The 24558-nt window shown below is 71.9% G+C and carries 28 protein-coding genes and 2 pseudogenes; 15 read left to right on the top strand and 15 right to left on the bottom strand.

The window, feature by feature from the left end; translation table 11 throughout:
* Nucleotides 1-136 precede the first annotated feature (136 nt).
* Nucleotides 137-1051, bottom strand: a pseudogene (locus ACFVX4_RS38370) (MFS transporter); the annotation flags it as partial.
* Nucleotides 1052-1205: 154 nt separating this feature from the next.
* Nucleotides 1206-1685 (bottom strand): MarR family winged helix-turn-helix transcriptional regulator, encoded by a 480-nt coding sequence (locus ACFVX4_RS38365; RefSeq protein WP_389987057.1) that lies wholly within the window; start codon nucleotides 1683-1685, stop codon nucleotides 1206-1208.
* Nucleotides 1686-1866: 181 nt separating this feature from the next.
* Between ACFVX4_RS38365 and ACFVX4_RS38360 the strand changes: the two genes are divergently transcribed.
* The 3 genes from ACFVX4_RS38360 to ACFVX4_RS38350 all read left to right on the top strand — a co-directional run bounded on the left by ACFVX4_RS38360 (nucleotide 1867) and on the right by ACFVX4_RS38350 (nucleotide 4496).
* Complete coding sequence (locus ACFVX4_RS38360; RefSeq protein ID WP_389987055.1) at nucleotides 1867-2694, top strand: PP2C family protein-serine/threonine phosphatase; 828 nt, start codon at nucleotides 1867-1869, stop codon at nucleotides 2692-2694.
* A 180-nt stretch (nucleotides 2695-2874) separates the two neighbouring features.
* On the top strand, nucleotides 2875-3828 hold the full coding sequence (locus ACFVX4_RS38355) for an MASE1 domain-containing protein (protein WP_389987052.1): 954 nt from the start codon (nucleotides 2875-2877) through the stop codon (nucleotides 3826-3828).
* A 128-nt stretch (nucleotides 3829-3956) separates the two neighbouring features.
* Nucleotides 3957-4496, top strand: a complete 540-nt coding sequence (locus ACFVX4_RS38350) for an SRPBCC family protein (protein WP_389987049.1) — start codon at nucleotides 3957-3959, stop codon at nucleotides 4494-4496.
* A 189-nt stretch (nucleotides 4497-4685) separates the two neighbouring features.
* Here ACFVX4_RS38350 and ACFVX4_RS38345 read toward each other — a convergent pair whose 3' ends face one another.
* Entirely contained in the window at nucleotides 4686-5801 is a 1116-nt protein-coding gene (locus tag ACFVX4_RS38345; RefSeq protein ID WP_389987046.1) for a glycerate kinase, read from the bottom strand.
* Nucleotides 5802-5936: 135 nt separating this feature from the next.
* Between ACFVX4_RS38345 and ACFVX4_RS38340 the strand changes: the two genes are divergently transcribed.
* From ACFVX4_RS38340 to ACFVX4_RS38325, 4 genes are all read left to right on the top strand, one after another.
* The gene (locus ACFVX4_RS38340) at nucleotides 5937-6431 is read left to right on the top strand and encodes an NUDIX domain-containing protein (protein WP_389987043.1); all 495 of its coding nucleotides are present in this window, start codon (nucleotides 5937-5939) and stop codon (nucleotides 6429-6431) included.
* Between the two features lie 188 nt (nucleotides 6432-6619).
* Entirely contained in the window at nucleotides 6620-7828 is a 1209-nt protein-coding gene (locus ACFVX4_RS38335; protein WP_389987040.1) for a hypothetical protein, read from the top strand.
* A 114-nt stretch (nucleotides 7829-7942) separates the two neighbouring features.
* Entirely contained in the window at nucleotides 7943-8704 is a 762-nt protein-coding gene (locus tag ACFVX4_RS38330) for an NAD-dependent deacetylase (RefSeq protein ID WP_389987038.1), read from the top strand.
* 90 nt (nucleotides 8705-8794) lie between these two features.
* Nucleotides 8795-9448 carry a class I SAM-dependent methyltransferase gene (locus ACFVX4_RS38325; RefSeq protein ID WP_389987035.1) on the top strand — a complete coding sequence of 218 codons (654 nt, stop codon included), beginning with the start codon at nucleotides 8795-8797 and terminating at the stop codon, nucleotides 9446-9448.
* Between the two features lie 39 nt (nucleotides 9449-9487).
* On the opposite strand, the gene ACFVX4_RS38320 is transcribed toward ACFVX4_RS38325, so the two are convergent.
* The gene (locus ACFVX4_RS38320; protein ID WP_389987032.1) at nucleotides 9488-9892 is read right to left on the bottom strand and encodes a (2Fe-2S) ferredoxin domain-containing protein; all 405 of its coding nucleotides are present in this window, start codon (nucleotides 9890-9892) and stop codon (nucleotides 9488-9490) included.
* A gap of 336 nt (nucleotides 9893-10228) precedes the next feature.
* On the opposite strand from ACFVX4_RS38320, the gene ACFVX4_RS38315 reads away from it, so the two are divergent.
* Nucleotides 10229-10813, top strand: coding sequence for a TMEM165/GDT1 family protein (locus ACFVX4_RS38315; RefSeq protein ID WP_266429130.1), 585 nt, complete (start codon nucleotides 10229-10231; stop codon nucleotides 10811-10813).
* Nucleotides 10814-10918: 105 nt separating this feature from the next.
* On the opposite strand, the gene ACFVX4_RS38310 is transcribed toward ACFVX4_RS38315, so the two are convergent.
* The 4 genes from ACFVX4_RS38310 to rpmB all read right to left on the bottom strand — a co-directional run bounded on the left by ACFVX4_RS38310 (nucleotide 10919) and on the right by rpmB (nucleotide 13749).
* On the bottom strand, nucleotides 10919-11443 hold the full coding sequence (locus ACFVX4_RS38310) for a methylated-DNA--[protein]-cysteine S-methyltransferase (protein WP_389987029.1): 525 nt from the start codon (nucleotides 11441-11443) through the stop codon (nucleotides 10919-10921).
* Between the two features lie 20 nt (nucleotides 11444-11463).
* Nucleotides 11464-12936 (bottom strand): AlkA N-terminal domain-containing protein, encoded by a 1473-nt coding sequence (locus tag ACFVX4_RS38305; RefSeq protein ID WP_389987027.1) that lies wholly within the window; start codon nucleotides 12934-12936, stop codon nucleotides 11464-11466.
* Between the two features lie 271 nt (nucleotides 12937-13207).
* Nucleotides 13208-13513, bottom strand: a complete 306-nt coding sequence (gene rpsN / locus ACFVX4_RS38300; protein WP_389987024.1) for a 30S ribosomal protein S14 — start codon at nucleotides 13511-13513, stop codon at nucleotides 13208-13210.
* Nucleotides 13513-13749 (bottom strand): 50S ribosomal protein L28, encoded by a 237-nt coding sequence (gene rpmB, locus ACFVX4_RS38295; RefSeq protein ID WP_266429123.1) that lies wholly within the window; start codon nucleotides 13747-13749, stop codon nucleotides 13513-13515. Before rpmB ends, rpsN begins: the two co-directional genes overlap by 1 nt.
* Before the next feature lie 63 nt (nucleotides 13750-13812).
* Here rpmB and rpmG point away from each other — a divergent pair, with 63 nt between their 5' ends.
* Genes rpmG through rpsR form a run of 4 tightly spaced genes read left to right on the top strand, consistent with a single transcriptional unit; the run spans nucleotide 13813 to nucleotide 15680 of the window.
* Nucleotides 13813-13977 carry a 50S ribosomal protein L33 gene (gene rpmG, locus ACFVX4_RS38290; protein WP_389987021.1) on the top strand — a complete coding sequence of 55 codons (165 nt, stop codon included), beginning with the start codon at nucleotides 13813-13815 and terminating at the stop codon, nucleotides 13975-13977.
* A 42-nt stretch (nucleotides 13978-14019) separates the two neighbouring features.
* Nucleotides 14020-14274 (top strand): type B 50S ribosomal protein L31, encoded by a 255-nt coding sequence (locus ACFVX4_RS38285; RefSeq protein WP_389987018.1) that lies wholly within the window; start codon nucleotides 14020-14022, stop codon nucleotides 14272-14274.
* Complete coding sequence (locus tag ACFVX4_RS38280; protein ID WP_389987015.1) at nucleotides 14274-15428, top strand: CobW family GTP-binding protein; 1155 nt, start codon at nucleotides 14274-14276, stop codon at nucleotides 15426-15428. Before ACFVX4_RS38285 ends, ACFVX4_RS38280 begins: the two co-directional genes overlap by 1 nt.
* A gap of 15 nt (nucleotides 15429-15443) precedes the next feature.
* Nucleotides 15444-15680, top strand: a complete 237-nt coding sequence (rpsR, locus tag ACFVX4_RS38275) for a 30S ribosomal protein S18 (RefSeq protein ID WP_389987012.1) — start codon at nucleotides 15444-15446, stop codon at nucleotides 15678-15680.
* A gap of 66 nt (nucleotides 15681-15746) precedes the next feature.
* Here the strand turns inward: rpsR and ACFVX4_RS38270 are convergent, their stop codons facing one another.
* Both ACFVX4_RS38270 and ACFVX4_RS38265 read right to left on the bottom strand, forming a co-directional pair.
* Nucleotides 15747-16283 carry an O-acetyl-ADP-ribose deacetylase gene (locus ACFVX4_RS38270; RefSeq protein ID WP_266429113.1) on the bottom strand — a complete coding sequence of 179 codons (537 nt, stop codon included), beginning with the start codon at nucleotides 16281-16283 and terminating at the stop codon, nucleotides 15747-15749.
* Between the two features lie 227 nt (nucleotides 16284-16510).
* A complete protein-coding gene (locus ACFVX4_RS38265; protein WP_389987007.1) occupies nucleotides 16511-17926 on the bottom strand; it encodes a phytoene desaturase family protein in 1416 nt (471 codons plus the stop codon).
* A 159-nt stretch (nucleotides 17927-18085) separates the two neighbouring features.
* Here ACFVX4_RS38265 and ACFVX4_RS38260 point away from each other — a divergent pair, with 159 nt between their 5' ends.
* Complete coding sequence (locus ACFVX4_RS38260; RefSeq protein ID WP_389987060.1) at nucleotides 18086-18862, top strand: nucleotidyltransferase domain-containing protein; 777 nt, start codon at nucleotides 18086-18088, stop codon at nucleotides 18860-18862.
* Between the two features lie 39 nt (nucleotides 18863-18901).
* On the opposite strand, the gene ACFVX4_RS38255 is transcribed toward ACFVX4_RS38260, so the two are convergent.
* A complete protein-coding gene (locus tag ACFVX4_RS38255) occupies nucleotides 18902-19333 on the bottom strand; it encodes a MarR family winged helix-turn-helix transcriptional regulator (protein ID WP_389987004.1) in 432 nt (143 codons plus the stop codon).
* A 71-nt stretch (nucleotides 19334-19404) separates the two neighbouring features.
* Between ACFVX4_RS38255 and ACFVX4_RS38250 the strand changes: the two genes are divergently transcribed.
* Nucleotides 19405-20238 (top strand): SDR family NAD(P)-dependent oxidoreductase, encoded by an 834-nt coding sequence (locus ACFVX4_RS38250; protein WP_389987002.1) that lies wholly within the window; start codon nucleotides 19405-19407, stop codon nucleotides 20236-20238.
* Between the two features lie 16 nt (nucleotides 20239-20254).
* On the opposite strand, the gene ACFVX4_RS38245 is transcribed toward ACFVX4_RS38250, so the two are convergent.
* From ACFVX4_RS38245 to ACFVX4_RS38230, 4 genes are all read right to left on the bottom strand, one after another.
* Nucleotides 20255-21082 carry an inositol monophosphatase family protein gene (locus ACFVX4_RS38245; RefSeq protein WP_389986999.1) on the bottom strand — a complete coding sequence of 276 codons (828 nt, stop codon included), beginning with the start codon at nucleotides 21080-21082 and terminating at the stop codon, nucleotides 20255-20257.
* Between the two features lie 63 nt (nucleotides 21083-21145).
* Entirely contained in the window at nucleotides 21146-22951 is a 1806-nt protein-coding gene (locus tag ACFVX4_RS38240) for a gamma-glutamyltransferase family protein (protein ID WP_389986996.1), read from the bottom strand.
* Between the two features lie 206 nt (nucleotides 22952-23157).
* Entirely contained in the window at nucleotides 23158-23508 is a 351-nt protein-coding gene (locus ACFVX4_RS38235; protein WP_389986993.1) for a Zn-ribbon domain-containing OB-fold protein, read from the bottom strand.
* Between the two features lie 153 nt (nucleotides 23509-23661).
* Nucleotides 23662-24333 (bottom strand): TetR family transcriptional regulator, encoded by a 672-nt coding sequence (locus tag ACFVX4_RS38230; RefSeq protein WP_389986990.1) that lies wholly within the window; start codon nucleotides 24331-24333, stop codon nucleotides 23662-23664.
* A gap of 144 nt (nucleotides 24334-24477) precedes the next feature.
* Between ACFVX4_RS38230 and ACFVX4_RS38225 the strand changes: the two are divergent.
* Nucleotides 24478-24558 (top strand): annotated as a pseudogene (locus tag ACFVX4_RS38225) (electron transfer flavoprotein subunit beta); the annotation flags it as partial.

Here is a 24558-nt window from a genome sequence, read left to right as displayed (position 1 = left end):
CCCCCCAGGTCATCCGTTCGACAGGGGGACACAGTCATGCCGGGCCCGGAGGCCAGCGGCCCTCTTGCAGGACCGCGAAAAACATAACGGGGGTGCCCCGGAGTCCGGCCGCCGCGAGGACGGCTGCCAGCAGGCAGAGGACGACCAGCACCGAGGTGCCGAGCGCGCCGCCGATCTGGAGGGCGGTGGCCTGGAGGCCGCCCGCCACGCCGCCGTCCTGGACGGGGGCCTGACCGACGATGGCGTCGGAGGAGGCCGCGAGCACCATGCCGACGCCCAGGCCGAGCGCGATGAACGGCGGCCACATCGTGGCGTAGGACGAACCGGTGTCCCAGCCGAGCATGACGAAAGTCGCGGCGGCCTGGAGCAGCATGCCCAGCGGCATCGTGAGCCGGGGCCCGAAGCGGCCGGTCAGCGCCGCTCCGAGCGGGGACGCCACCAGCGAGGCGAGGCTGAGCGGCAGGGTGCGCACACCGGCCTCCACGGGCGAGAAGCCCCGTACGTTCTGGAGGTAGAGCATCACGAAGAAGATCACGCCGAGCATCACGAAGAAGTTGAGTGCGGTGATGACGGTGCCGACGGTCAGCGCCCGGATACGGAACAGCCGCATCGGCAGGAGGGGGTGCTCGATCCGGTTCTCGTACCGGCCGAAGCCCACCAGGACGAGCACACCGGCGGCGACGGCGCCCAGGGTGCCGGCCGAGGCCCAGCCCCGGGTCTCGCCCTTGACGACGCCGAAGACCACGCACAGCAGACCGAGTGCGAGCAGTGCGACGCCGGGCACGTCGAAGCGGTGGTGGCCGGTCGAGTTCCTGCTCTGCGGCAGGACCGCCGCACTGACCAGGAGCGCGATCACTCCGATCGGGGCGTTGATGTAGTAGACCGACTCCCAGTTGACGTGCTCGACCAGTAGTCCGCCGACGATGGGGCCGAGAGCCGTGGAGACGGCCGAGACCATCGCCCAGATCCCCACGGCCATGCCGAACCTGCGCGGCGGGGAGGCTGCGGGCAGGGAGGAGTGATCCACGGTGGTGGACGGCATGGAGGTGCCTTGTCTGTCGGGAGTGCTGGGAAACGACGGCGGAAATGGGGACCGGCTCCACAGGCGCGGGAGGACTCCACGGGCGCGGATACGCACACGGGCATGGACACGGGGTGGCCGTGCGCACGGTCGGTCCCGTCCCCTCGATGGGGGGCGCGGGGGTCTACTCGGCGGCGGGCGAGGGGCGCAGGTGGCGCGTGAGCGACGTCAGCGCGCCGACGGCCGAACCGAGCGCGCCCAGCTCTCCCTCGGTGAGGGACTGGAGGGCCTGGGCGATGTGTGCGCACTCCAGGCGCTGGACCTCGGCCAGCTCGCTGCCCGCCCTGGAGGTCAGGTGCAGGTGGGCGATCCGCTTGTCGCCGGTGTCCTGACGACGCTCCAGCAGTCCCTGCTCAGTGAGCTGGGAGACCAGGGCGCTGACGTTGTTCGGCCGCATCAGCAGGGCACCGGCGGCCTCGCGGACGGTGACACCCTCCTGCTGCGAGACGAAGCGCAGCAGTGCGAGCTGCCCCTCGGGCGGCTTGGGGCGCCCGAAGTCCTGGACGATCCGGCGGTCGAGGGCCCGGTTCAGCGCGGGCAGGCACTCCGCGAGCGCGGAGGCCACGCGGTCGAGATCCTGGGCGGACGCGCGGGAAGCGGGCATGCTGATGACAATAGATATGCAGTCATAGGTATGTCAAAGGATGCTCTGGCGTGACGGGATGCCGGGCCTCGGCAGCCGACCGCCTGCCACGGCCCTCCGTGCTCCTGCCTCGGCCCCTCCTGCGGACGGCGGCGGGAGGCTAAGGTTTCAGAAGGGGCGCATCGGACCGCCCAGGGACGCCATGCACCGACACCGCAGGGAACCGGACAACGCCCAGGAGCTTCTCCTCACCCTCGGGCGCCTTGTCGATCAGACCCTGGAGAACATCAGGCTCCAGCGTGCCCGAGCCGAGCTCGGTCTGGCCCTGCAGCGGCACATGCTCCCCACCGGGCTGCCCGACTTCCCGGGCCTCCGGTTCGGGGCCCGGTACGCACCCTCGCAGGATGGCCTGGCCGTCGGCGGCGACTTCTACGACGCGTTCACGATGCGGGACGGGACGGCGGGGATCGCCATCGGCGATGTGCAGGGGCACGGGGTGGAGGCCGCCGCCTTCATGGGTGAGGCCCGCGCCAGCCTCAGGGCGCTCGCCAGCATCACGGTCGACCCCGGCAAAGTGCTGGCCTGTGCCAACGATCTGCTGATCTCGCTGGGCGGCGACCTGTTCACGACCTGCTGCCTGCTGAGCGTCGCACCGGAGAGCGGCGAGCTGTCCGTGGCACGGGCCGGACACGTACCGATCGTCTGGGGCACCGATGACGGCGGCTCCGGCATCTCCCTCGACGCCGGCGGGGTGCCCCTGGGCATACTGCGCGACCAGCGGTACCCCGTGACCCGTCGTCGGCTGGAGCAGCCCGGATACCTGGTCCTGCTGACCGACGGGGTCGTGGAAGGGCCGTCGTACCCGATCGACGAGGGGCTCGCCGCGGTGTCGGAGCTGGTCGGCGCGGCGCACGGAGCCGATCCCGGCGAACTGGCCGCGCGGGTCATCGAGGTGGCGGACCTGACCGGCCACGAGGACGACGCCGCCGTCCTCGTCGTCCGCTTCGACGGTGTGCCGGGAGCGACCTGAGGGGACGGGGCGTGACGCGGTCCGCGCGGTGTGGCGGGCAGCGCGGGTGCCGGTGAAGCGGGTGCGGGTACCGGTGACGCGGGTGCGGGCACCATCGGCGCGGGGGCCGGAACGTACCCCGTTCGCCGCCTTCATCGGCGCGATGTCGGCGCGCCCGCCCCGGCGGCACGCAGTGACCTGGTGTCTGATGCTGCTGTGGTGGACAGCGCACGGCTCCGGCAGCAGACGGCCAAGCTCCTGACGGTCCTCGCGGTGGCCGTCTGTTACTACGCGACGGCCCGCCTGGGTCTGCTCCAGCAACTGGTACGCGGTCAGGTCACCCCGCTGTGGCCGCCGACCGGGATCGCGGTCGCGGCACTGCTCGTGTTCGGCGTGCGCATCTGGCCCGGAATCGCTCTCGGCGCCCTCGCGGCCAACATCACCATCGGGCCTTCCATTCTGCCCGTGCTGGTCATCGCCGCCGGGAACACGGTCGCCCCGATCTGTTCCTATCTGCTGTTGCGGCGTGCGGAATTCCACAACGAACTCGACCGGCTGCGGGACGCGCTGGCGCTGGTCTTCCTGGGTGCGCTGGCAGGCATGCTGATCAGCGCGACCGTGGGCACCGGCATCCTGGCCCTCTCGGGCGCGATCCGGGCCTCCGACTTCTGGCCGACCTGGTCGGTCTGGTGGACGGGCGACGCCATGGGCGTCATGGTCGTGACGCCGTTCCTGCTCGTCGTCCGCCGGGCCCACCGGCCGTCCGGCATCGGCCCGGCCAGGTGGGCGGAGGCCGCCGCGCTGGCAGTGTGCACCCTGGCCGTCACCCAACTGGCGACCGACGCCGCTGCTTCGCTGCTCTTCCTCGTGTCGCCGTTCCTGATCTGGGCCGCCTTCCGCTTCGAGCGCGCCGGCGCCGCATGCTGCGCACTGGCGGTGTCCACACTCGCGATCCTCGCCGCCGGACGGATGACCGGCCCCTTCGCCCACCACGGCCTGCTCACCAACATGATCACTCTCCAGGCCTTCAACGGCTCCACCGCCCTCACCGCCCTGCTGCTGGCCGCGGTCGTCACCGAGCGGAACAGCACATACCGCGAAATCAAGCGGCTCTGTGTGCAACTCTCCGAGAAGGTGACCAGACAGGACCCATAAGTCACTCCAACGGTCCTGCGACGGGTGCGAGAACCTGCCATCCGAAGCAGGCTAATGGTCGACGGCACCGCGACGAGGGCAACCGGACGCCGAAACTCGGGCGGACGGGCGCCGTAAGAGGTGGAGCCATGCCCCATGTGTCTGCGAATGTCCATGTGTCCCGCCCCGCCGACGAGATCTTCTCGTTCCTCCGGGATCCGCGGAACCTGGCCGAGTGGTCCTCGAGCATAGACCGGGTGATCGAGGGCCCGATCGCCACCGAGCTGGGTGACGAGTACACCTGCAAGTTTCCGGGCAGGCGACGGGCGCACCGCCTCCGGTGCACCGCGAGCACACCCGTCGAGTACCTGGCCTTCCGCGGTGCGGGCATGTGGACGCCACTGGGCCGCCACTCGCCGGAACTGGAGTTCCGGCTGAGTCCGAGCCGACAGGGCACGACCGTCACCGTTTCGGTCAAGCCCCATCTGGACGGCGGCATGATCATTCTCGCGCCGTTCGTGACGATGGCCTGGCGCCGGGACCTGCCTTCCGAACTCCGGTGCCTGGCCGATCTGCTGGGCGACGGGGCCACCGCGGAGTCGGGTGCGGGCGACCCGGGTGCCGCGGCGGACGGCCGGGACGCGGGGGACGGTCAGGACGCGGCGCCCTCCGTGGGGTGGCCGGGATGACCGGAGTGACCGGAGTGACCGGGGGGATGGGATGACCGGAGTGACCCGGGGGGGGTGGGCAGGGGTGGGTTCCGCTGCGCGGAGCTGTCCCCTGCCCACCCCTTCCCGAAACCGGGGGCAGACCCCCGGTCCCTCGTTGTGTCCTCAATCGCCGGACGGGCTTGATCGCCATGAGCCCGGCACGGCGGGCTACAGCAGGAAGTCGCGCGCGAGCGCCTCGGATGCCCGTTCCAGCAGCGGTCCCGCCTGGGCCATGGAGACCGCGGGGTCCGGTTCCAGGTCCGCGAGGGCGTACGCGCGGCTGATGCCCGCCGCGGTCAGGGCCTCCGGCGACAGGGCCAGCCGGCCGCAGACCGCCACAACCTCGATCCCCGCGGCGCGGGCTGCCGCCGCCACTCCGGCCGGGGCCTTGCCGTGCAGGGTCTGCTCGTCGAGCGAACCCTCCCCGGTGATCACCAGGGTGGCGCGCGCCAGCGCCGGGGCGAAGCCGAGGACATCGAGCATGATCTCGATGCCGGGGCGGAACCGGGCGCCGAGGGCGACCAGCGCCCCGTAGCCGATGCCGCCCGCCGCGCCCGCTCCGGGCAACGCTGCGTGGTCCGGGCCGAGCAGGGACGCGTAGTGGGTAAGCGCCGCGTCGAGGGTCGCGATGTCCTGCTCGGTCGCGCCCTTCTGCCTGCCGTAGACCTCGGGGGCACCCTTCGGGCCGGTCAGCGGGTTGTCCACGTCGCTGGCGAGGATCAGGTCCACCTCGGCCAGTCGCGGATCGAGTCCGGACAGGTCCGCCTCCGCCAGCTCGGCGAGGCCGCCGCCACCGGGGCCGACGGGCTTGCCGTCCGCGTCCAGGAAGCGGGCGCCTAGCGCGGCCAGCATGCCCGCGCCGCCGTCCGTGGTCGCGCTGCCGCCGACGCCGAACACGATCGTCCGGGCACCCGCGTCGAGCGCGGCGGCGAGCAGCTCGCCGGAGCCGTACGTCGTGGCCGTGAGCGGGGCGAACACCCCTGCGGGCAGGTGCTGGAGGCCCGAGGCCTCGGCCATCTCCACCACCGCCGTGGTGCCGCGCAGCGCGTACGCCGCGGTCACCGGATCCCCGAGCGGCCCGGTCACCCGCGCCTCGCGGCGCTCGAATCCCGCGGCCACCGCCGCCACCACCGTGCCGTCGCCGCCGTCCGCCACGGGCAGGGTCTCGACCCGCACCTCGGGAACGACCCGCCGCAGCCCGGCCGTCACCCGCTCCGCGACCTGTACGGCCGTGAGCGAGCCCTTGAACTTGTCCGCCGCGACGAGCACGCGTGCGGTCTCCATCACTGCTCCGTCCGCCACCTTGCATCCCTTGCTTTCGAACAGGCAGTCGCGCCGCCCCCGACCCTATCCGCAGCGAATACCCGCTGCCCAGAGCCGTCGTCGCTCCGCTTGTGCCCCTGCTACTACGCTGCCCGCGTGACCACCACTGACTACACCTCCTACATCGCGGGGCTTCCCCGGGTGCTGGCCGCCGCGGCCACCGTGTTCCGGGACGACCGGGGGCGGGTACTGATCGTCGAGCCGAACTACCGGGACGGCTGGGCCCTGCCCGGCGGAACGATCGAGTCCGACGACGGCGAGAGTCCGCGGCAGGCCGCGCGGCGCGAGACGGCCGAGGAGATCGGTCTCGATCTTCAACCGGGACGGCTGCTCGCCATCGACTGGGCACGCGGCCCGCAGCGGCCGCCGATCGCCGCCTATCTGTACGACGGCGGAGTGCTGGACGAGGCCCGGTTGAAGGCCATCCGGCTCCAGGAGGAGGAGCTCCTGTCCTGGAAACTGGTCGAGCGCGAGGAGATCGACCGCTATCTGCTCGGAGCTCTCGCGCTGCGCGTGAAGGCGGCGCTGGACGTGCTCGAATCCGGTGGTGGCGCGGTGGAGCTGGAGGACGGCCGCCCGGTGGGCGACTGACACGCGGGGCCGGTGCCCACGCCCTCCCATCGCCGCAAACAGCCCGTATTCCCGTTGTGTCCCGTTGTGCTGACCGGTCGTCAACTGGTAGTCCGGTCGACGGCTGCCGGACTCGCGAGTTCATGTGCCATTGGTCCGCAGTGCACGCCCGACCGGCATCATCCGGACTCCACGACAGCGGAGGGATCATGCGTACGCACACGGGACACCTCAGCGGGCTGCTGGCCACGATCGTCGCAGCGTTCGCCTGTACGGCAGTTGTCGCCACGGCGTCGACGGCGCTCGCGGAACCGACATCGGCCGCGGCCCCGGCCGCACACGGCAAGCTGCCGCTGTCGGTCGACGGCGGCGCCTGGCAGTCCGGCCACGTCCAGGGCATGGCCATCGACCGCCGCAAGGGCTTCATGTACTTCTCGATGACCAACCTGCTGGTCAAGACCGACCTCAAGGGCAACCCGGTCGGCTCGGTCACCGGATTCACCGGCCACCTCGGCGATCTGGACTTCAACGAGAAGGACGGCCGGGTCTACGGCTCGCTGGAGTACAAGGAGGCGAAGTCCTTCTACATCGCGATCCTCGACGTCGACCGCATCACCCGGATGGACATGGACGCCCAGTCCACGGGTGTCGTCTCGACCGTCTACCTCAAGGAGGTCGTGAAGGACTTCACCGCCGACATGAACGGCGACGGCGTCTTCGACGGCGACACGGGCAACACGCCCGACCACCGCTACGGCTGCAGCGGCATCGACGGTGTCGCGTTCGGTCCGGCGTTCGGCGACCGCCGCGGCAAGCGCGCCGGGAGGAAGCTGACGGTCGCGTACGGCGTGTACACCAACACCGGCCGCGCGGACAACGACCACCAGGTGCTGCTCCAGTACGACGTGACCCGCTGGAAGAGGTACGAGCGCCCGCTGACCGAGTCGGCCCCGCACACCAGCGGCCCCGCCCATGTCGACGGCAAGTTCTTCGCGTACACCGGGAACACCAATTACGGCGTGCAGAACCTGGAGTACGACGGGCACAGCGGCAACTGGCTGATGGCCGTCTACAAGGGCGCCAAGCCCGGCTTCCCCAACTACTCGGTCTTCGCGCTGGACGGTGCGCGCAAGCCGGTGCGCGGCCTGGTGCGCGGACAGCAGCGCCCGGAGCGCGGGCTGCTGCTCCCGCTGCTGCGCGAGGGCGCGCACGACACCACGACCGGCACGTACGGGTGGCCGGCGCCGGGACAGTACGGGCAGTACGGGCTGGTCTCGCTCGACGACGGGCGGTTCTACGTCGCGAGGAGCGGCACCGTCCAGGACGGCGGCGTCACCAAGCAGACCGCGAGTGCCGTGCTGAACACCTGGACGGGTCTGACCCCGTCGCCGTTCACCCCGGCCGGCCCTGCGGCTTGACGTCCACCGCGTCCACCACGTCCACCACACGCACCTCGCGCACCACGGGTCCGACGGCTTCCTGAGGTCGAAATGGCCTCGCCCGGAGTGTCCGGCGCTGCGTACGCTCGCGGCATGACTCTCGTCGCGATCCTCAGCGGCGCCGGCATCTCCACGGACTCCGGCATCCCCGACTACCGCGGGCCCAACGGGCTCTGGCGCAAGGATCCGGGGGCCGAGAAGCTCGTCACGTACGACTTCTACATGGCCGATCCGGAGATCCGTCGCCGCTCCTGGCAGATGCGTCGCACCAGTGCGACCTGGGCCGCGGAGCCCAACGCGGCCCACCGCGCGGTGGCGGAGCTGGAGCGGTCCGGCGCCCCGGTGCGGGTGATCACGCAGAACGTCGACGGTCTGCATCAGCTCGCCGGGGTCCCCGCGCGCAAGGTCCTGGAACTGCACGGGACCGCGCGTGAGGTGGTCTGCACCCGCTGTCACGCCCGCTCCCCGATGGCCGAGGCGCTGGCCCGGGTGGAGGCGGGAGAGGCCGACCCGTCGTGCACGGTCTGCGGCGGCATCCTGAAATCGGCCACGGTCATGTTCGGTGAGCGGCTCGATCCGGTGGTGCTGGGCGAGGCGGTGTCGATCGCGAAGGCCTGTGAGGTGTTCATCGCGGTCGGTACGACGCTGCAGGTGCAGCCCGCCGCCTCGCTGGCCGGGATCGCGGTGGACAACGGGGCACGGCTCATCGTGGTGAACGCGGAACCGACGCCGTACGACGAACTGGCCGAGGCCACCATCCGCGAGCCCATCGGCACGGCACTGCCCGCACTGCTGAAGCGGCTGGCCGACGGCACGGGGCCGGTCGACGGTTCCGGTACGGCCACCGGGGGCTGAGTGGCCGGTGCGGCCGAAAGGCGCTCGGCCCTGCCGCGTGTGCGCCGACCCGGCCGGGAAGTGTCGGCGGGCAGCTGTACGGTCCCCCGCATGACAGAACCTTCACCCCTCGACACCACGCGCGCCTCGTACGACACCGTCGCCGCCGACTACGCCGTGCTGCTGGCCGACGAGATGGCGGACAAGCCGTACGACAACGCCATGCTGACCGCCTTCGCGCATCTCGTGACGACGGGCGGCGGCGGGCGGGTGGGCGATCTGGGCTGCGGTCCCGGTCGGGTGACGGCGATTCTGCGCGACCTCGGGCTGACCGCCTTCGGCATCGACCTCTCGCCGGGCATGATCGCGGTGGCCCGCGAGACGTACCCGGGCCTCGACTTCGCCGAGGGGTCGATGACCGCCCTGGACCTGGCGGACGGCAGCCTGGCCGGCGCGCTCGTCTGGTACTCCCTGGTCCACACCCCGCCGGAGCAACTGCCCGTATTCTTCGCCGAGTTCCATCGCGTCCTGGCGCCGGGCGGCCATCTGCTCATGGCTTTCAAGGTCGGCGACGAGTGCGTCCGCCTGGAGCAGGCGTACGGTCATGCGGTGAAGCTCGACGTCTACCGGTTCGTGCCCGACGCGGTGGCCGACATGCTCGTGAAGGCCGGGTTCCGCGTGCAGGCCCGGCTGGTCCGCGAGGCGGACCAGTGGGAGAAGACCCCGCAGGCCTTCTTCCTGATGGTGAAGCCCGAGGCGCGGTAGCGGCCCGGCCGTGATCCGGCCTGATCCAAACGAAAGACCCTAGTGGTCGAGTTCCTGCTGTATGCGGCGCGAGGCGCGGAACGTGTACAGGTCGAGGATCTCCGGCGGGTCCACCAGCCCCGGACCGCCCGCCTCGACCCAGGCGACGATGTCCGTCACGGCGTCCGGGTCGTTGACCAGCCCGAGCCAGACCGGGCGGCCGCCGGCGCGACGGCCCTCGGCCGACGGCTGCACGACGACGACATTGGCCTGTTCGCAGGCGTCCAGGCACTCCACGGCGCGGACCGTGGCCACCTCGCCGAGCGAGCACCGCAGCTCGGCGAGCTGGCCGGCGTGGTCCACGTCCGGGACCTTGGGCGTCCCGCAGCAGCACCCGCGGCAGACACTGACGGTGGGCCGGGGCGCGCCCTGGGCGGGGACCGCCCTTCGGGTGCGGCGGCTCATGCGGGGACGCTTCCGGTGCAGGCTCGGATGATCACCATGGGACTGTACCCATCCCCGCCACCGGGTCGAACATCTGCTCGCCCCCGTGAGCGGGTGGGGTACAGTTGGTGGCTGCGAAGGGGAGTAGCCCCGCAAACCGGTCGTCGACACACTGGAGCCCCCGGGTTCCCGGTGGCCGGGCTCGTGGATCACCGCGGGCGGGCGAGACCTTCGGTCAGGTATGACACGCCCGCACCCCGTGGGCGCTGACGTCATGCCGGGCCGAGTGGTCCTCCGGAAGCCCCCGTGGCACTTCGCGAAGGCCCGGGGCCCGGCTCCTACAGAAAGCCACCCGGAATGCACCTCGACCCCCTGGCGATTCTCACCGCCTTCGGGCTGATCTTCCTCGCGGAACTCCCCGACAAGACGATGTTCGCGTCGCTCGCCATGGGCACCCGCATGCGACCGCTGTACGTCTGGTTCGGCACATCGTCCGCGTTCATCGTGCACGTCGCCATCGCGGTGGGGGCCGGCAGCCTGATCGGGCTGCTGCCCGACTGGATCGTCAAGCTCGTCTCGGCCTCCCTCTTCGCGTTCGGGGCCTTCATGCTGCTGCGCGCCGGCGGCGGCGACGAGGACGAGGACGGCGGCACGAAGACGGTGACCGGTTTCTGGCCGGTCTACTCGACCGCGTTCATGGCCGTCTTCATCAGCGAGTGGGGCGACCTCACCCAGATCACCACGGCCAATCTGGCCGCGAGCAACGGCACTTGGTCCACGGCGATCGGGTCCGCGGCCGCTCTGATGTCCGTCTCGGCGCTGGCACTGCTCGCCGGGCGTTTCATCGCGAAGCGCGTGCCGCTGAAGACGGTCCAGCGGATCGGCGGGCTCTGCATGCTGGGGCTGGCGATCTGGACCCTGGTGGAGATCTTCACCGGCTGACGGCGCGCCCGTACGACACTTCCCGACGCGAGAACGGGCCCGGACCTGGATGTCCGGGCCCGTTCTCGCGTCCACGGGCGGCGTCGGAAGTGCGCCGGGGTGTCGTCAGAAGAGCGCCGGGGTGTCGTCGGCCGTACCGTTCTCGAAAGCCAGCAGCCGCTGCTTGCGGTCGAGTCCGCCGCCGTAGCCGGTGAGGCTGCCCGAGGCGCCGATGACACGGTGGCAGGGGACGATGATGCCCACCGGATTCTTGCCGTTGGCGAGTCCCACGGCACGTGAGGCGCCCGGTTTACCGAGGTTCTCGGCCAGTTCGCCGTACGAGCGGGTCTCGCCGTACGGAATCAGCTGGAGCTGCGCCCAGACGCTGCGCTGGAACGGGGTGCCGTCCAGGCGCAGCGGCAGATCGAAGGTGCGCAGTTCCCCGGCGAAGTAGGCGTCGAGCTGGCGGGCGGCCTCCGCGAAGGGCCGGGGGTCGGGTTCGCCGAAGGTCTCCTCCGGCGGGCGGTGCCGCTGGCCGGTCATGTAGAGGCCCGCGAGGACCCCGTCGGTGGCGACGAGGGTGAGCGGACCGTACGGGCTGTCGACGACCGTGTGCTGCCTGGTCGCCGTACGCGGATGCGTCGTTGTCATGGCTGGACTTCCCGGATTCCTCAGCTGGGCAGGTGGTTGATGGGGTGGTCGTGCACGGTCCACAGGTACTGGACCGCGTAGGCCCGCCAGGGGCGCCAGGCGGCCGCGCGGGCGGTGAGCGCCGCGGGTGTCGAGGGGAGGCCGAGCTCCTCGGCCGCGCGCCGGATGCCTAGGTCGGTGGGAAGGAAGGCGTCCGGGTCGCCGAGCGCCCGCATCGCGATCACCTCGACGGTCCAGGGGCCGAAGCCGGGAAGGGCGGTCAGTTCGGCCCGTGCCCGCTCCCAGTCGGTGTCGGTGCCGAGCCGCAGCGATCCGTCGGCGAGCGCGCCGACGAGGGTGGTGAGGGTGGTGCGGCGGCTGCGTGGCAGGGCGAGCTGTTCGGGGTCGAGTCCGGCGAGCGCCTCGGGGTCCGGGAAGAGGTGGCTGAGGCCGCCCTCCGGATCGTCGACGGGCACGCCGTGCGCGGTGACCAGACGGGCCGCGTGGGTACGGGCGGCGGCAGTCGAGACCTGCTGGCCGAGCACCGCCCGTACGGCGAACTCCGCGCCGTCGACGGTGCGCGGGACGCGTCGGCCCGGCGCCTTGCGCACCAGGGGGGCGAGGAGCGGATCGGCGGACAGTTGTTCGTCTACGGCCACCGGGTCGGCGTCCAGGTCGAGCAGCCAGCGGCAGCGGCTGATCGCGAGGGTGAGATCGCGTGGATCGGTGAGGGAGAGGCGGCAGGCGATGTGGTCGGGGCGCGGGGCGAGAGCGACGATGCCGTGTCCGTACCGCAGGGTGAGCGTGCGACGGTAGGCGCCGTCTCGCCACTCCTCGACGCCGGGGACGGCGGTCGCGGCGAGGTGGCCGAAGAGGTTGCTGGGGTTGAGCGGGGCACGGTACGGCAGCCGCAGCGCTATCACTCCCGGAGTGGCCGGCGGTTTCGCGGACCGGGCGGCGCGGCTGCGCAGCTCGCCCGGGGCGAGCGCGAAGACCTCGCGGACGGTGTCGTTGAACGTACGGACCGAGGAGAACCCGGCGGCGAACGCGACTTCCGCCATGGGGAGTCCGGTCGTCTCGATGAGCAGCCTCGCGGTCTGGGCACGCTGCGCGCGGGCCAGGGCGAGCGGGCCGGCGCCGAGCTCGGCGAGCAGCTGGCGCTCGATCTGCCGGGCGGAGTAGCCGAGCCGGGCCGCGAGTCCGGGGACGCCCTCGCGGTCGACGACACCGTCCTGGATGAGCCGCATCGCGCGGGCGACGGAGTCGGCTCGGGCGTTCCACTCCGGGGAGCCGGGGCTGGTGTCGGGCCTGCACCGTTTGCAGGCCCGGAATCCGGCCTGCTGACAGGCCGCGGCGCTGGGGTAGAAGGTCATGTTCACGACCTTGGGCGGCACTACCGGGCAGCTGGGGCGGCAGTAGATCCGGGTGGTCAGGACCGCCGTGAAGAACCAGCCGTCGAAGCGGGCGTCCTTGGACTGGACGGCCCGTACGCAGCGCTCGGTGTCGGTGTACATGGCTCAAGGATCCGTCACCCGGCACCCGGGGGCTGGCGAGAATCCGACATCAACCTTGAGCTGCCAGGACTTCTTCGGCCTTCGGCGCGGCCCCGTCCGGCCTCCTCGCCGCGGGCGGGACCACGCTGCTCGGCCATGCCCCGGATCGAGCCGGAACCCGCACCGCGGGCCGGAGCGCTCCGGGGCGGGCGGTGGCCACGGTGGCGGCACCACCCGCCCCCGGCGCACGGCCATGTCGCCCGCCGGGCGGAGGCGGGCGTCGACCCGGCCTTCACCAGGAGGACTTGGTGACCCCCGGCAGGAATCCGGCATGGGCCTGCTCGCGTGCGCGGACGCGGGAGAGGCCGAACTTCCGCAGGTAGCCGCGGGGCCGCCCGTCCACACTGTCCCGGTTGCGCACCCGGGTCGCACTGGCGTCGCGCGGCTGGCGCCGGAGCTCGTCCGCGGCGGCCCGCCGTTCGGCATCCGTGGAGGACGACCGGCGGATGACCTCCTTCAACTCGGCCCGACGGGCGGCGTGCCGCTCGACGGTCGCCCTGCGCCTCTCGTTCTGCGCGATCTTGCTCTTCTTGGCCATCAGACCTTCACTCCCCTGGCGCGGATACGGGCGACGGCCGCCTCGATCCCGATGTTGTCGACGGTCCTGATCGCCCTGGCGCCGAGCGTCAGCCGGACGTACCGGCCTTCACTCGGCAGCCAGTACCTCTTGCGCTGGATGTTGGGGTCGAAGCGGCGCGAGGTGCGCCGGTGCGAGTGGGAGATGTTCTTGCCGAAGCCCGGCCGGGCGCCGGTCAGTTGGCAGTGGGCGGACATGGAGCTACCTGCCTTCCACGGGAAACCATTTGTTGGAAATGGAAATCATTGCCATATAGTGGCATGCCCCGCAACGAACTACGCCCGGTCATCAAGCTCCGCTCCACCGCCGGGACCGGCTACACCTACGTCACCCGCAAGAACCGCCGGAGCGACCCCGAGCGCATGGTCCTGCGCAAGTACGACCCGGTCGCCCGCAAGCACGTCGATTTCCGCGAAGAGCGCTGACCCAGCCCCCCGACCCCGACCCCCGATCGGAAGGACACCTTCATGAAGCCCGGAATCCACCCCGCGTACGGCCCCGTCGTCTTCCGCGACAAGGCCGCCGGCTCCGCCTTCCTCACCCGCTCCACCGCGACCGCCGCGAAGACGATCGAATGGGAGGACGGGAACACGTACCCCGTCGTCGATGTCGAGATCTCCTCCGCGAGCCATCCGTTCTACACGGGCACCGCCCGTGTTCTGGACACCACGGGCCGCGTCGAGCGGTTCGAGCGCCGCTACGGCCGAAGCGGGGCGAACTGATGCGGGACAGCGGCCGGTTGCCCGTCGTGATCGTCGGCGGGCTCCACTCCGACGCCCGCAAGGAGGTGGTGGACCGGCTGCTGCGCACCGTCCCCGGCAGCATCGCGGTCCACCACGATCTGGCCACCGCCGCCGAGGGCACCGTGCGACGCCTCGTACGGGACGCCTCGGGCGATCTGTCGCTCGGGGAGGCCCCGCTCGTCAACGACTGCGCCTGCTGCGCGTTGCGCGAGGACCTGGTCCCGGAGCTGGAACGGCTGGCGGGCATCGGGCCGACCCGGCTCGCGATCGTCGAGCTGTGGGACTCCGTGGAACCCAGGGCGATGGCCGAGGTCGTCGCCGCGCACGGCGGCGAAGTCCTCGAACTCACCAACGTGATGACTGCCGTCGACCCCGCTCTCGTACTGCCCTGCCTCGGGAACGGCGACGATCTGGCCGAGGTGGGTCTCGCGGCGGCCGCCACGGACCGGCGGACCGTCGGCGACACCTGGGCGCGACAGCTGGAGTACGCGCCCGTACTCGCTCTCGTCGACAGCGAGACGGCCGACGACGAGGACCACGCGCTGCTCGCACAGCTGCACCCGACGGCCCGTCAGGTGTCGGCCGGTTCACCCGAACTGGGCCGGCTCGCCCTCGCCGGCTTCGACGTGGAAGCGGCGGCGGCCGCCCAGCACCCCGCATGCGCGCTGCTGCCGCAGGAGGCGGAGGAGGCCGGGGTCGCCACACTCGTCTGGCATCGCCACCGCCCCTTCCACCCCGAGCGTCTCCACCGGGCGCTGGAGGACCTCTGCTGTGCGGCGGCACGCAGCCGTGGCCGCTTCTGGCTCGCCGACCGCCCCGACACCCTGCTGGCTTGGGACGCCGCCGGTGGTGCGCTCTGCGTGGAGAGCGCGGGACCGTGGCTGGCCTCCCTGCCGGACGCGGCCTGGGACATGGTGCCTCCCGTCCGCAGGGCGGCGGCCGCCCTCGACTGGCACCCCGAGCACGGCGACCGCTGCCAGCACCTCGTCTTCACCTCCCCCGGCCTCGACCGGGACGGGCTGGCCCGGCTCCTCGAATCCTGCCTGCTCACCGACACCGAATACGCCGCGGGCCCCGAGGCATGGAAACAGCTCCCGGCCCCCTTCGACCCGCTCCTCGACCCGATCTCCTGAACCCAAGGAATTCTCATGGCACGACGCGACGATCCCCACCGTCCGCAGAAGCCCCGCCCCAACCCCCTGGACGCGGCCGGAATCACCCGCATCGACTACAAGGACACCGAGTTGCTGCGGAAGTTCATCTCCGACCGCGGCAAGATCCGCAGCCGCCGCGTGACCGGGGTCGGCGCCCAGCAGCAGCGCCGGCTCGCGCGGGCCATCCGGAACGCCCGGGAGATGGCCCTGCTGCCCTACGCGCACAGGTAGCACCCGCACGCCGCGTGCGTTCGCCGGGCCCCTCCCCGTCCGTCGGGCACACGCGGCGTCCGCGGATCAGCCCCGCGCCGCCAGTACCTCTTCGAACTCCGCGTACGCATGCGCGTCGAACAGCACGAACCGCACCTCCTCCACGGGCGGCGCGACCTCCTCCACCACCGTGCGGACGGCGATCCTCGCCCCGTCGTCCATGGGCCAGCCGTAGATCCCGGTCGAGATGGCCGGGAAGGCGACGGTACGCGCCCCCAACTCCACGGCCGTACGCAGCGATTCGCGGTAGCACGAGGCCAGGAGGGCGGAGCGGTCCTCGGAGCTGCTCCAGACCGGCCCCACGGTGTGGACCACCCATCGCGCGTCGAGTTCCCCGGCCGTCGTGGCGACCGCCTGGCCGGTGCGCAGGCCCTTTCCGTACTGCGACGCGCGCAACTTCCGGCAGGCGGCGAGGATTTCCGGACCGCCGCGCCGGTGGATCGCGCCGTCGACCCCGCCGCCGCCGAGCAGGGAGGAGTTCGCCGCGTTGACGATGACATCGACGGACTGCCGGGTGATGTCACCGCGGACCAGGGTGACGGTGACGCCCTCGGGTGTACGCATGGCGGCCATCATGCCCTGTGAAGCCCTCAGAGCCTGTCGGGTGACCTCTGATCGGGCTGCCACGCCCTGGCACGCACGCTTCCGGCGTTGCCGAAATGGCCCAGGCCTGTCCGGCGGATCAGGGTCGGACAGGCCCTAGTAGCTCCGCTACGAGGCCATCCCGGCGCCTTGGAATCGCACGCACCATGCCGCGTCCGCTCTCCGATCGAAGGTCACCCGACAGGCTCTCAGGCCGCCCGCAGGCGCCGCCAGACCGCCTTCGCCGCGTGGTGGCCCGACATGCCGTGCACCCCGGGGCCGGGCGGAGTGGCCGCGGAGCACAGGAACACCGCCGGGTGCGCCGTCGCGTACGGCACGCGTGCGAGCTTGGGCCGGAACACCGTCTGCAGGCCGGAGAACGCACCGCACGCGATGTCGCCGCCGACATAGTTGGCATTGCGCCTCGCGAGCTCGGGCGGTCCCGCCACCGCACGGGCGAGGACCAGGTCGCGGAACCCGGGGGCGAAGCGCTCCAGTTGCCGTTCGATGACGTCGGTGGCGTCGCCCTCCCAGCCCGACGGGACGTGTCCGTACACCCAGAAGACGTGACGGCCCTCGGGCGCACGGGACGGATCGACCAGGCTGGGCTGTGCGGTGATCAGGAACGGCACGCTCGGGTCTCGGCCCGTCACCGCGGCCCTCAGCGCGGAGTCGATCTCGCCGGCCGTGGGGCCGACGTGGACCGTGCCGGCCCGACGGGCCTCCTCCGCGGTCCAGGGGACGGGGCCCGACAGGGCGTAATCGATCTTGAAGCAGGACGCGCCGTACCGGTAGCCGCGGTAGGCGTGGCCCAGCCCGGCGATGCGGGCGAGGGCGGTGGGCGACGTGTCGAAGACGTAGGCGCGGGCGGGCGGCAGCTCGTCCAGACGCTTGACCTCCGTACCGGTACGGATCGTGCCGCCCTGTTCGCGTACGTACGAGGCAAGGGCGTCGGAGATGGCCTGCGATCCGCCGCGCGGCACGGGCCACCCCTTCTCGTGGGCCGCCAGCGCGAACAGCAGGGCGATCCCGCCGGTCGCCGGACCGCAGGTGGGCGCGATGGCGTGGGCGGCGAGCCCGGCGATGAGACCGCGCGCCTTCGCACCGTCGAAGCGGCGGGAGAGCAGCGACGCGGGCTGGAGCGCGTCGAGACCGAAGCGCACCCAGCGGTAGGGGTCACGGGGCAGCCCGTCCCACGGGGTGCGCAGGAAGTCCTGGGCGAGGGTGTCCCAGTGGCCGAGGTAGGGGGCGACGAGCCTGCGGTATGCCCCCGCGTCCCGGGCCCCCAACGACATGGCGCTCTCCCCCACCGAGCCGGTGAGCACGGCGGCCGTGCCGTCCGGGAACGGGTGGGCGAGCGCCAGCTCGGGCTGGAGCCACTCCAGGCCGTGCCGGGCGAGCGGCATCGCGTTGAACGCGGGTGAGCCGATGCCCAGTGGGTGGACGGCGGAACAGGGGTCGTGCCGGAATCCGGGAAGGGTGAGCTCCTCGGTACGGGCGCCGCCCCCGACGGTCTCCTCCGCTTCGAAGACCTCCACGGCGAAGCCGCGGCGGGCCAGTTCGGCAGCGGCGGTCAGTCCGTTGGGGCCCGCCCCCACGACGACTGCATCGAGCATCGACGGCACCTTCGGACTCCTTCGTCAGCCGATGGCCAGGACACCCAGGATATTCCGAGGCGCCGACAGCACGGTTGCGGGTATGGTCGCCGCGCGATGAATACACCGAAATCCCAGGCCGCGCCCAAGACGTCCCGCGAAGCCGCCGTGCCCGCCCATATCGCCGGCATGGCGTCCCGGCTCACCGCCCTGCCCGGCATCCGGGCCGTCGCACTGGGCGGCAGCCGCGCCCGCGGCGCCCACCGTCCGGACTCCGACTGGGATCTGGGCGTGTACTACCGCGGCACCCCCGACGTGGCCGCGCTGACCGCGCTGGCGTCCGAGGTGCAGGGTTCCCCCGCCGAGGTCGCCGGTCCCGGCGGGTGGGGACCGTGGGTCGACGGCGGGGCGTGGCTGCGGGTGGACGGCGTCCCGGTGGACTGGATCCTGCGCGATCTGGACCGGGTGGAGACGGTCTGGGCGGACTGCCGCGAAGGGCGCTTCGAAGTGGGCGTGCAGCCCGGCCATCCGCTCGGTTTCTGGTCCCCCGCGTACCCCGGCGAGGTCGCGCTGGGGCGCGTACTCGCCGATCCGCAAGGTGAATTGACGGCGCTCCAGAAGGAGACCCGGAACTATCCGGAGCCGCTGCGCGCCGCGCTCGTCGAAGCCGCGTGGGAAGCGGAATTCTCGGTGGCCGCCGCCCGCAAGTCCGCTCCCAACGGTGACACGCTCCATGTCTCCCTGTGCCTGTCACGGGCTTTCGGCATCCTCGCCCAGTCCCTGCACGCCCACCATCGCACCTGGTGTCTGAACGAGAAGGGCGCGTCGGCTGCGGCAGCGGCCCTGCCGGACACCCCCGCGCACTACACCGAACGGATCGGCGAGGCGCTGCGGGGCCTGGACGCGGCGGCGGTGGAGCGGGCCGCGGAGATCGTGAGGGACGTACGGTCGGCCTGTGGCGGCTGAGGTGGGCCGGTCGTAGCGGCGGTGGGCCCTCGGCGCCGCTCAGTCCCGCCGAATGGCCGTGACGCAGCGGGCGAGCAGATCTCGCAGGGCGTCCCGTTCCTCCGGGGTGAACTCGTCGGCGAGCCGGCGTTCGATCCGTACCGCCCGCTCGTCGGCGAGCCTCAGTGTTTCGCGGCCCGCTTCGGTGAGCCGGGTCTCCAGCATCTTCTGATGCCATGGGTGCGCCGACCTGGTGACCAGGCCGCGCTCTTCGAGGTGTTTCAGCACGGCCGCCATCGCCTGCGGCGTGACCAGGCACGTCCGCGCCAGCGCGGCACCCGGGATGCCGGGGTTGTCGGCGAGGGCGAACAGCGCCGCGTACTGGGCGACGGTGATCCCCGTGTCCTTCAGAGCGGCGCTCTTGGCCGCCATGAGGGCCTGCTCCGCGCGCTTGATGCCCGCGCCCAGACGTTCGTCGGCGGTCATTCCCATGACGCGAGCGTACAGGCACGGCCATCCATCAGGCCTGGATGTCGAATCAAGGTCTTGATATAACTCAGCGAATGGAGAACCAACCGGATTCTGCCTTCGGCAAGACCGTTCTAGTCACCGGTGCCACCCAGGGAATGGGCCGCCACCTCGCGCTCGATCTGGCCCGCCGGGGCGCGACGCTGCTGCTGCACGGCCGCGACCGGGCACGCCTGGACGAAGTCGCCGCCGAGGTACGCGCGGCCGGGTCCGGGGCCGCCGTGCGCACCTGCCTCGCGGACCTGGCCGACCTGGATCAGGTCCGGGCCATGGCCGCACGGGTCCGCGAGCGGGAGCCCCGGCTCGACGTCCTGGTCAACAATGCCGTGGTGGGTGGCGGCGCCGCTCCGCTCCGGCGCGAGGTGAGCCGCCAGGGCCATGAACTCCGGTTCGCGGTCAACTGTCTGGCGCCCTGTCTGCTGATCCGTGAGCTGTGGCCGCTGCTGACCGCGTCCGCGCCCGCACGCGTGGTCAACGTGGCCTCGATCGGCCAGGCGCCCGTCGATTTCGACGACGTCATGATGGAGCGCGACTACGAAGGGCTGGAGGCGTACTGCCGCAGCAAGCTCGCGCTGATCATGTCGACCTTCGATCTGGCCGACAGGACCGCGGGCAGCGGGGTCACGGTCAATGCACTGCACCCGGCGCATCTGATGGACACCCGCGGCGTGCGGGAGTACGGGCTCACGCCGGCCGTGCCCGTCGAGGAGGGCGTGCGGCCCACCGTCCGGCTGATCACCGATCCGGCCCTGTCCGATGTCACCGGCAGATACTTCGACCGCTTCACGGACACAGCCGCCCATGAGCAGGCGTACGACCCGCAGGCCCGCGCCCGGCTCGGGGCGCTGACCCGCGAGCTCCTCGCCTGACCGGACCCCCGTCCGGTCAGGCTTCGCCGCGCAGCGCCGCGAGGACGCGTTCGACGGTCGCCTCGTCGCGGGCCGCCGTGAACGGCAGGGTGTTGCCCCCGGCGATGCGGAACGGCTCGCCGGAGAGGGTGGCCTGGGCGCCGCCCGCCTCGGTGACCAGCAGCAGACCCGCCGCGTGGTCCCAGGCGTACTCCCAGTTGAAGGCGACCGCGTCCTGGTCACCACGGGCGACGCCGAGGTATTCGAGACCCGCCGAACCGCAGGGGCGGGCGTCGATCCCCTCGGTGCGCAGGCCGAGCAGGGCGCGCTTCTGGGCGTCGGTGGTGTAGTCGGGGTGCGACATCGCCACGCTCAGAACGGCCCCGGGGGCGGGCGAGCCGGAGCGTATCGGCTTGCCGTCGAGGGTGGCGCCGCGCCCTCGGACCGCGACCGCCATCTCGTCCAGGGCCGCGGCGTACGTCCATGAGGCCAGGAGTTCACCGCGGTGGGCGAGTGCGACCAGGGTGCAGAAGCCCGGTTCGCCGCGGACGAACTGGCGGGTGCCGTCGACCGGGTCGACGATCCACACCGGTGCTTCGCCGCCCAGGGCGTCGTTCACCTTCGGGTCGGCGTGGACCGCCTCCTCGCCGACGACGACGGAGCCGGGCAGGAGCCTGGTCAGGGACGCGGTGAGGTGTTCCTCGGCGAGGCGGTCGGCGGTGGTGACGAGGTCGTGCGGGCCGCTCTTCTCGACGATCTCGTGCGCGGCGAGCTGCCGGAAGCGGGGCATGATCTCGGCGGCGGCCGCTGCGCGAACCGCCGCCTCGACCTCGGTCAGGTCCCCGGTAAGGAATTCATCGATCATGGCTCCAGCCAATCACGCCCCACCGGGACCCCGACGACCTGGTCATGTCGGGGAAGTGGCCGCTCAGCGTCCGACGGCGTACCCCTGCATGCCCCGCGGGTTGGCGGCCGCCGACAGCACTCCGGTCTCCGGGTCGCGGGCCACGGCGCACAACCGGCCCTCGGACCACGGGTCGCCGACGGTGACGTCATGGCCGCGGCGGCGCAGTTCCTCGACGACCTCCGGGTCCATGCCCGCCTCGACGGTGACGCTGCCGGGACGCATCCCGCGCGGGTAGAAGGAGCCCGGGAAGCTGTCGTTGTGCCAGTTCGGGGCGTCGATGGCGCCCTGGAGGTCGAGTCCGCCGCGGACCTCGGCACGCAGCGCCACCGCCAGGAAGAAGTGCACCTGCCACTGGTCCTGCTGGTCGCCGCCGGGCGTGCCGAACGCCATGACGGGGACCCCGTCACGCAGGGCCAGGGACGGGGTGAGGGTGGTGCGGGGGCGACGGCCGGGGGTCAGGGAGTTCGGCAGGCCCTCCTCCAGCCAAGCCATCTGGAGCCGGGTGCCGAGCGGGAAGCCGAGCTCCGGCACGACCGGGTTGGACTGGAGCCAGCCGCCGCTGGGGGTGGCGGAGACCATGTTGCCCCAACGGTCGACCACATCGACGTGGCAGGTGTCACCACGGGTCGTGCCGTCCTTGGCGACGGTCGGCTCGCCGACGCCCGCCGTCGGGATGCCCATGGCGTCGAAACCGGTCCCGCCGGAGGCGACCGCGTGGGCCTGGCCGCTGAGCACGGGGGTGCGGCCGTCCGGGCTGCCGGGGCGCAGCTCGCGCGAGGCCTCAGCGGTGATGAGGGCGCGCCGCTCGGCGTTGTACGGCTCGGAGAGCAGCGTGTCGAGCGGAACGTCGGCGGCGTCGCCGTACCAGGCCTCCCGGTCGGCCATGGCGAGCTTGCAGCCCTCGATGAGCAGGTGGACGTAGTCGGCGCTGCCGTACCGCGGCAGCTCGGCGGGGAGCAGGGCGAGCTGCTGGAGGAAGGCGGGGCCCTGGCTCCAGCCGGCCGCCTTGGCGAGCGTCCAGCCGTTCCAGTCGTACGTGGCGGGCGCCTCGTAGGACGCGGACCAGCCGGCCAGGTCGGCGGCGGTGAGCGTGCCGGTGTGGCGGGTGCCGCTGGTGTCCATGGTGGGGCGGGCGGCCTGGCGGACCAGGGCCTCGGCGATGAAGCCCTCGCTCCAGATCCGGCGGGCGGCGTCTATCTGGGCGGCCCGGTCCGCGCCGCCGGTCTCCTCGGCCTCGGCGATCAGCCGGCGCCAGGTGGCAGCGAGCGCGGGGTTGCGGAACAGCTCGCCCGGCCGGGGCGACGTGCCGCCGGGCAGGTACACCTCGGCGGAGGACCGCCATTCGGTCTCGAAGAGTTCGCGGACGGTCTCCACGGTGTGGCCGACCCGCTCGACGGGTGCGTGGCCGTCCTCGGCGTAGCCGATCGCGTACCGCAGCACCTCGGCGACGGTCTTGGTGCCGTGGTCGCGCAGCAGCAGCATCCAGGCGTCGAAGGCGCCCGGTACGGCCGCGGCGAGCGGTCCGGTGCCGGGGACCAGGTCGAGGCCGAGGGAGCGGTAGTGGGCGACGGTCGCGCCGGCCGGGGCCGGGCCCTGGCCGCACAGCACCCGCACCTCGCCGTCCTTCGGCGCCAGGATCATCGGCACCTCGCCGGCCGGGCCGTTGAGGTGCGGTTCGACGACTTGCAGGACGAATCCGGCGGCGACGGCCGCGTCGTAGGCGTTGCCGCCGTCCTCCAGGACGGCCATCGCGGACTGCGAGGCGAGCCAGTGGGTGGAGGAGACCATGCCGAAGGTGCCCTGGAGAGTGGGACGAGTGGTGAACATGCCCTGCTTCCTTGTCACTTGAACGGATGCGGAAGCACGGATGACGTCACCGACGGGCCCGGAGGGAACCCCGTCGGTCCGGAACCGTTCCTCCGCCGCCCCGACCACCGGGCAGACTATCGATCACCCGGCGCCGCTCCGGGCCCGCCTCCGGCGAAGACCGCCGGGACGAAGGAGCCCGCACGCGCAGGGAACCGCGGGGACGATCAGAACCACTCGTCGCACGCGGGCGGTTCGCAGAGCTCGAAAACCACTTCACCCGCGTCCGGACCGTCCACGGCGACCGGGCGCACCCGAGCGCCGACCGACACCCGGTGCGGGGCCGCGCCCACGACACGGCAGCGAAACACGAAGCCTTCGGGGAGCCGGACGAGGGACTCGTTGCGCGCGGCCTCCGTGTAGCGGTGGACGACGCCGGACCTCACCACGACGCCCAGACCGTCGCTGTGTTCGGGCTTCAGATCGCTCGACGCGCACACCGGGCACAGCAGCCTCCGGAAGGAGGCCGTGCCGCACCAGCGGCACCGGTGGTAGCTCAGGCCGGCTTCCTCATGCACCGTCTGCACGGTGCCACTTGATGACTGGGACACGTTCGACCCCCTGCGCTCGGCTCGGATGCGCCGCAGCTGCGCGTCGGCGCGTCCGCACCATAGGGCACTGAGTGCCGAAACGTAAAGATACTCAGTGCCAGATCGAGTCGGGCCGAAGGGTCAGCCCTGCCCGATGGCCGACTCGATCTGCTGCACCACGCGCCACATCGGAGCTCCCTTCGCGGCAACCATCACCACCACGTCGCCGTCGGCCGGAGGCACGGCCGCACTCCCGGCCGTCCCACTCCCCCACACTCGACGCACCATCCCGAGTGCGTGATCGACGGCGGCCTCCGCGTCCCCCTCGCCGCCCGAACGCAGCCACGTCCGCAGCCCGTTGTTGTGCGCGGCGACCACGGACGCGGCGATCACCTCGGCGCGCAGCGCCCCGTCGTCCGATTCGCCGTACCTGCCGCGCAGATAGCCGGCCAGCGTCTGCTCGTACCGCCGCACCACGGACAGTTCGTAGGTACGCAGCCCGGGTACCTCCCGGGTGAGCCGGTACCGCTGGACGGAGAACTCCGGATTGGCGGCGTACATGCGCAGCACCAGCCGGGCCGCGTCGCTCACCGCGTCCACCGGCTCGGCGTCGCCGGCCTCCGCCAGGAATGCGGTCATGTCGGCGAGGCACCGTTCATGATCCGGGAAGACCGCGTCCTCCTTGGAGGGGAAGTACCGGAAGAACGACCGGCGCCCGACCCCGGCCCGCGCCACGATGTCGTCCACCGTGGCCTGTTCGAAGCCCCGCTCCAGGAAGAGCTGGAAGGCCGCCTCGGCGAGCACCTCCCGCATCGGGGCCTTCTTCGCCGGTCTGCGCGCGTCAGTCATGCCGGGAACGTAGCACCGGAGAGCCCCTTCTGGCACCAGGTTCCTTTACAGAGGGTACTGAGTGCCATATCGTCATCCCTACGAACCACACCAGGTAGGAGAGCCGGCGTGAGCTTGAGGATCGTTGTCTGTGTGAAGTACGTGCCCGACGCCACTGGTGACCGGCATTTCGCCGATGACCTGACGGTG

It is taken from the genome of Streptomyces sp. NPDC058240 (assembly GCF_042882135.1).
GTDB lineage: Bacteria > Actinomycetota > Actinomycetes > Streptomycetales > Streptomycetaceae > Streptomyces.
This window is presented reverse-complemented; position numbering and strand designations above follow the sequence as displayed.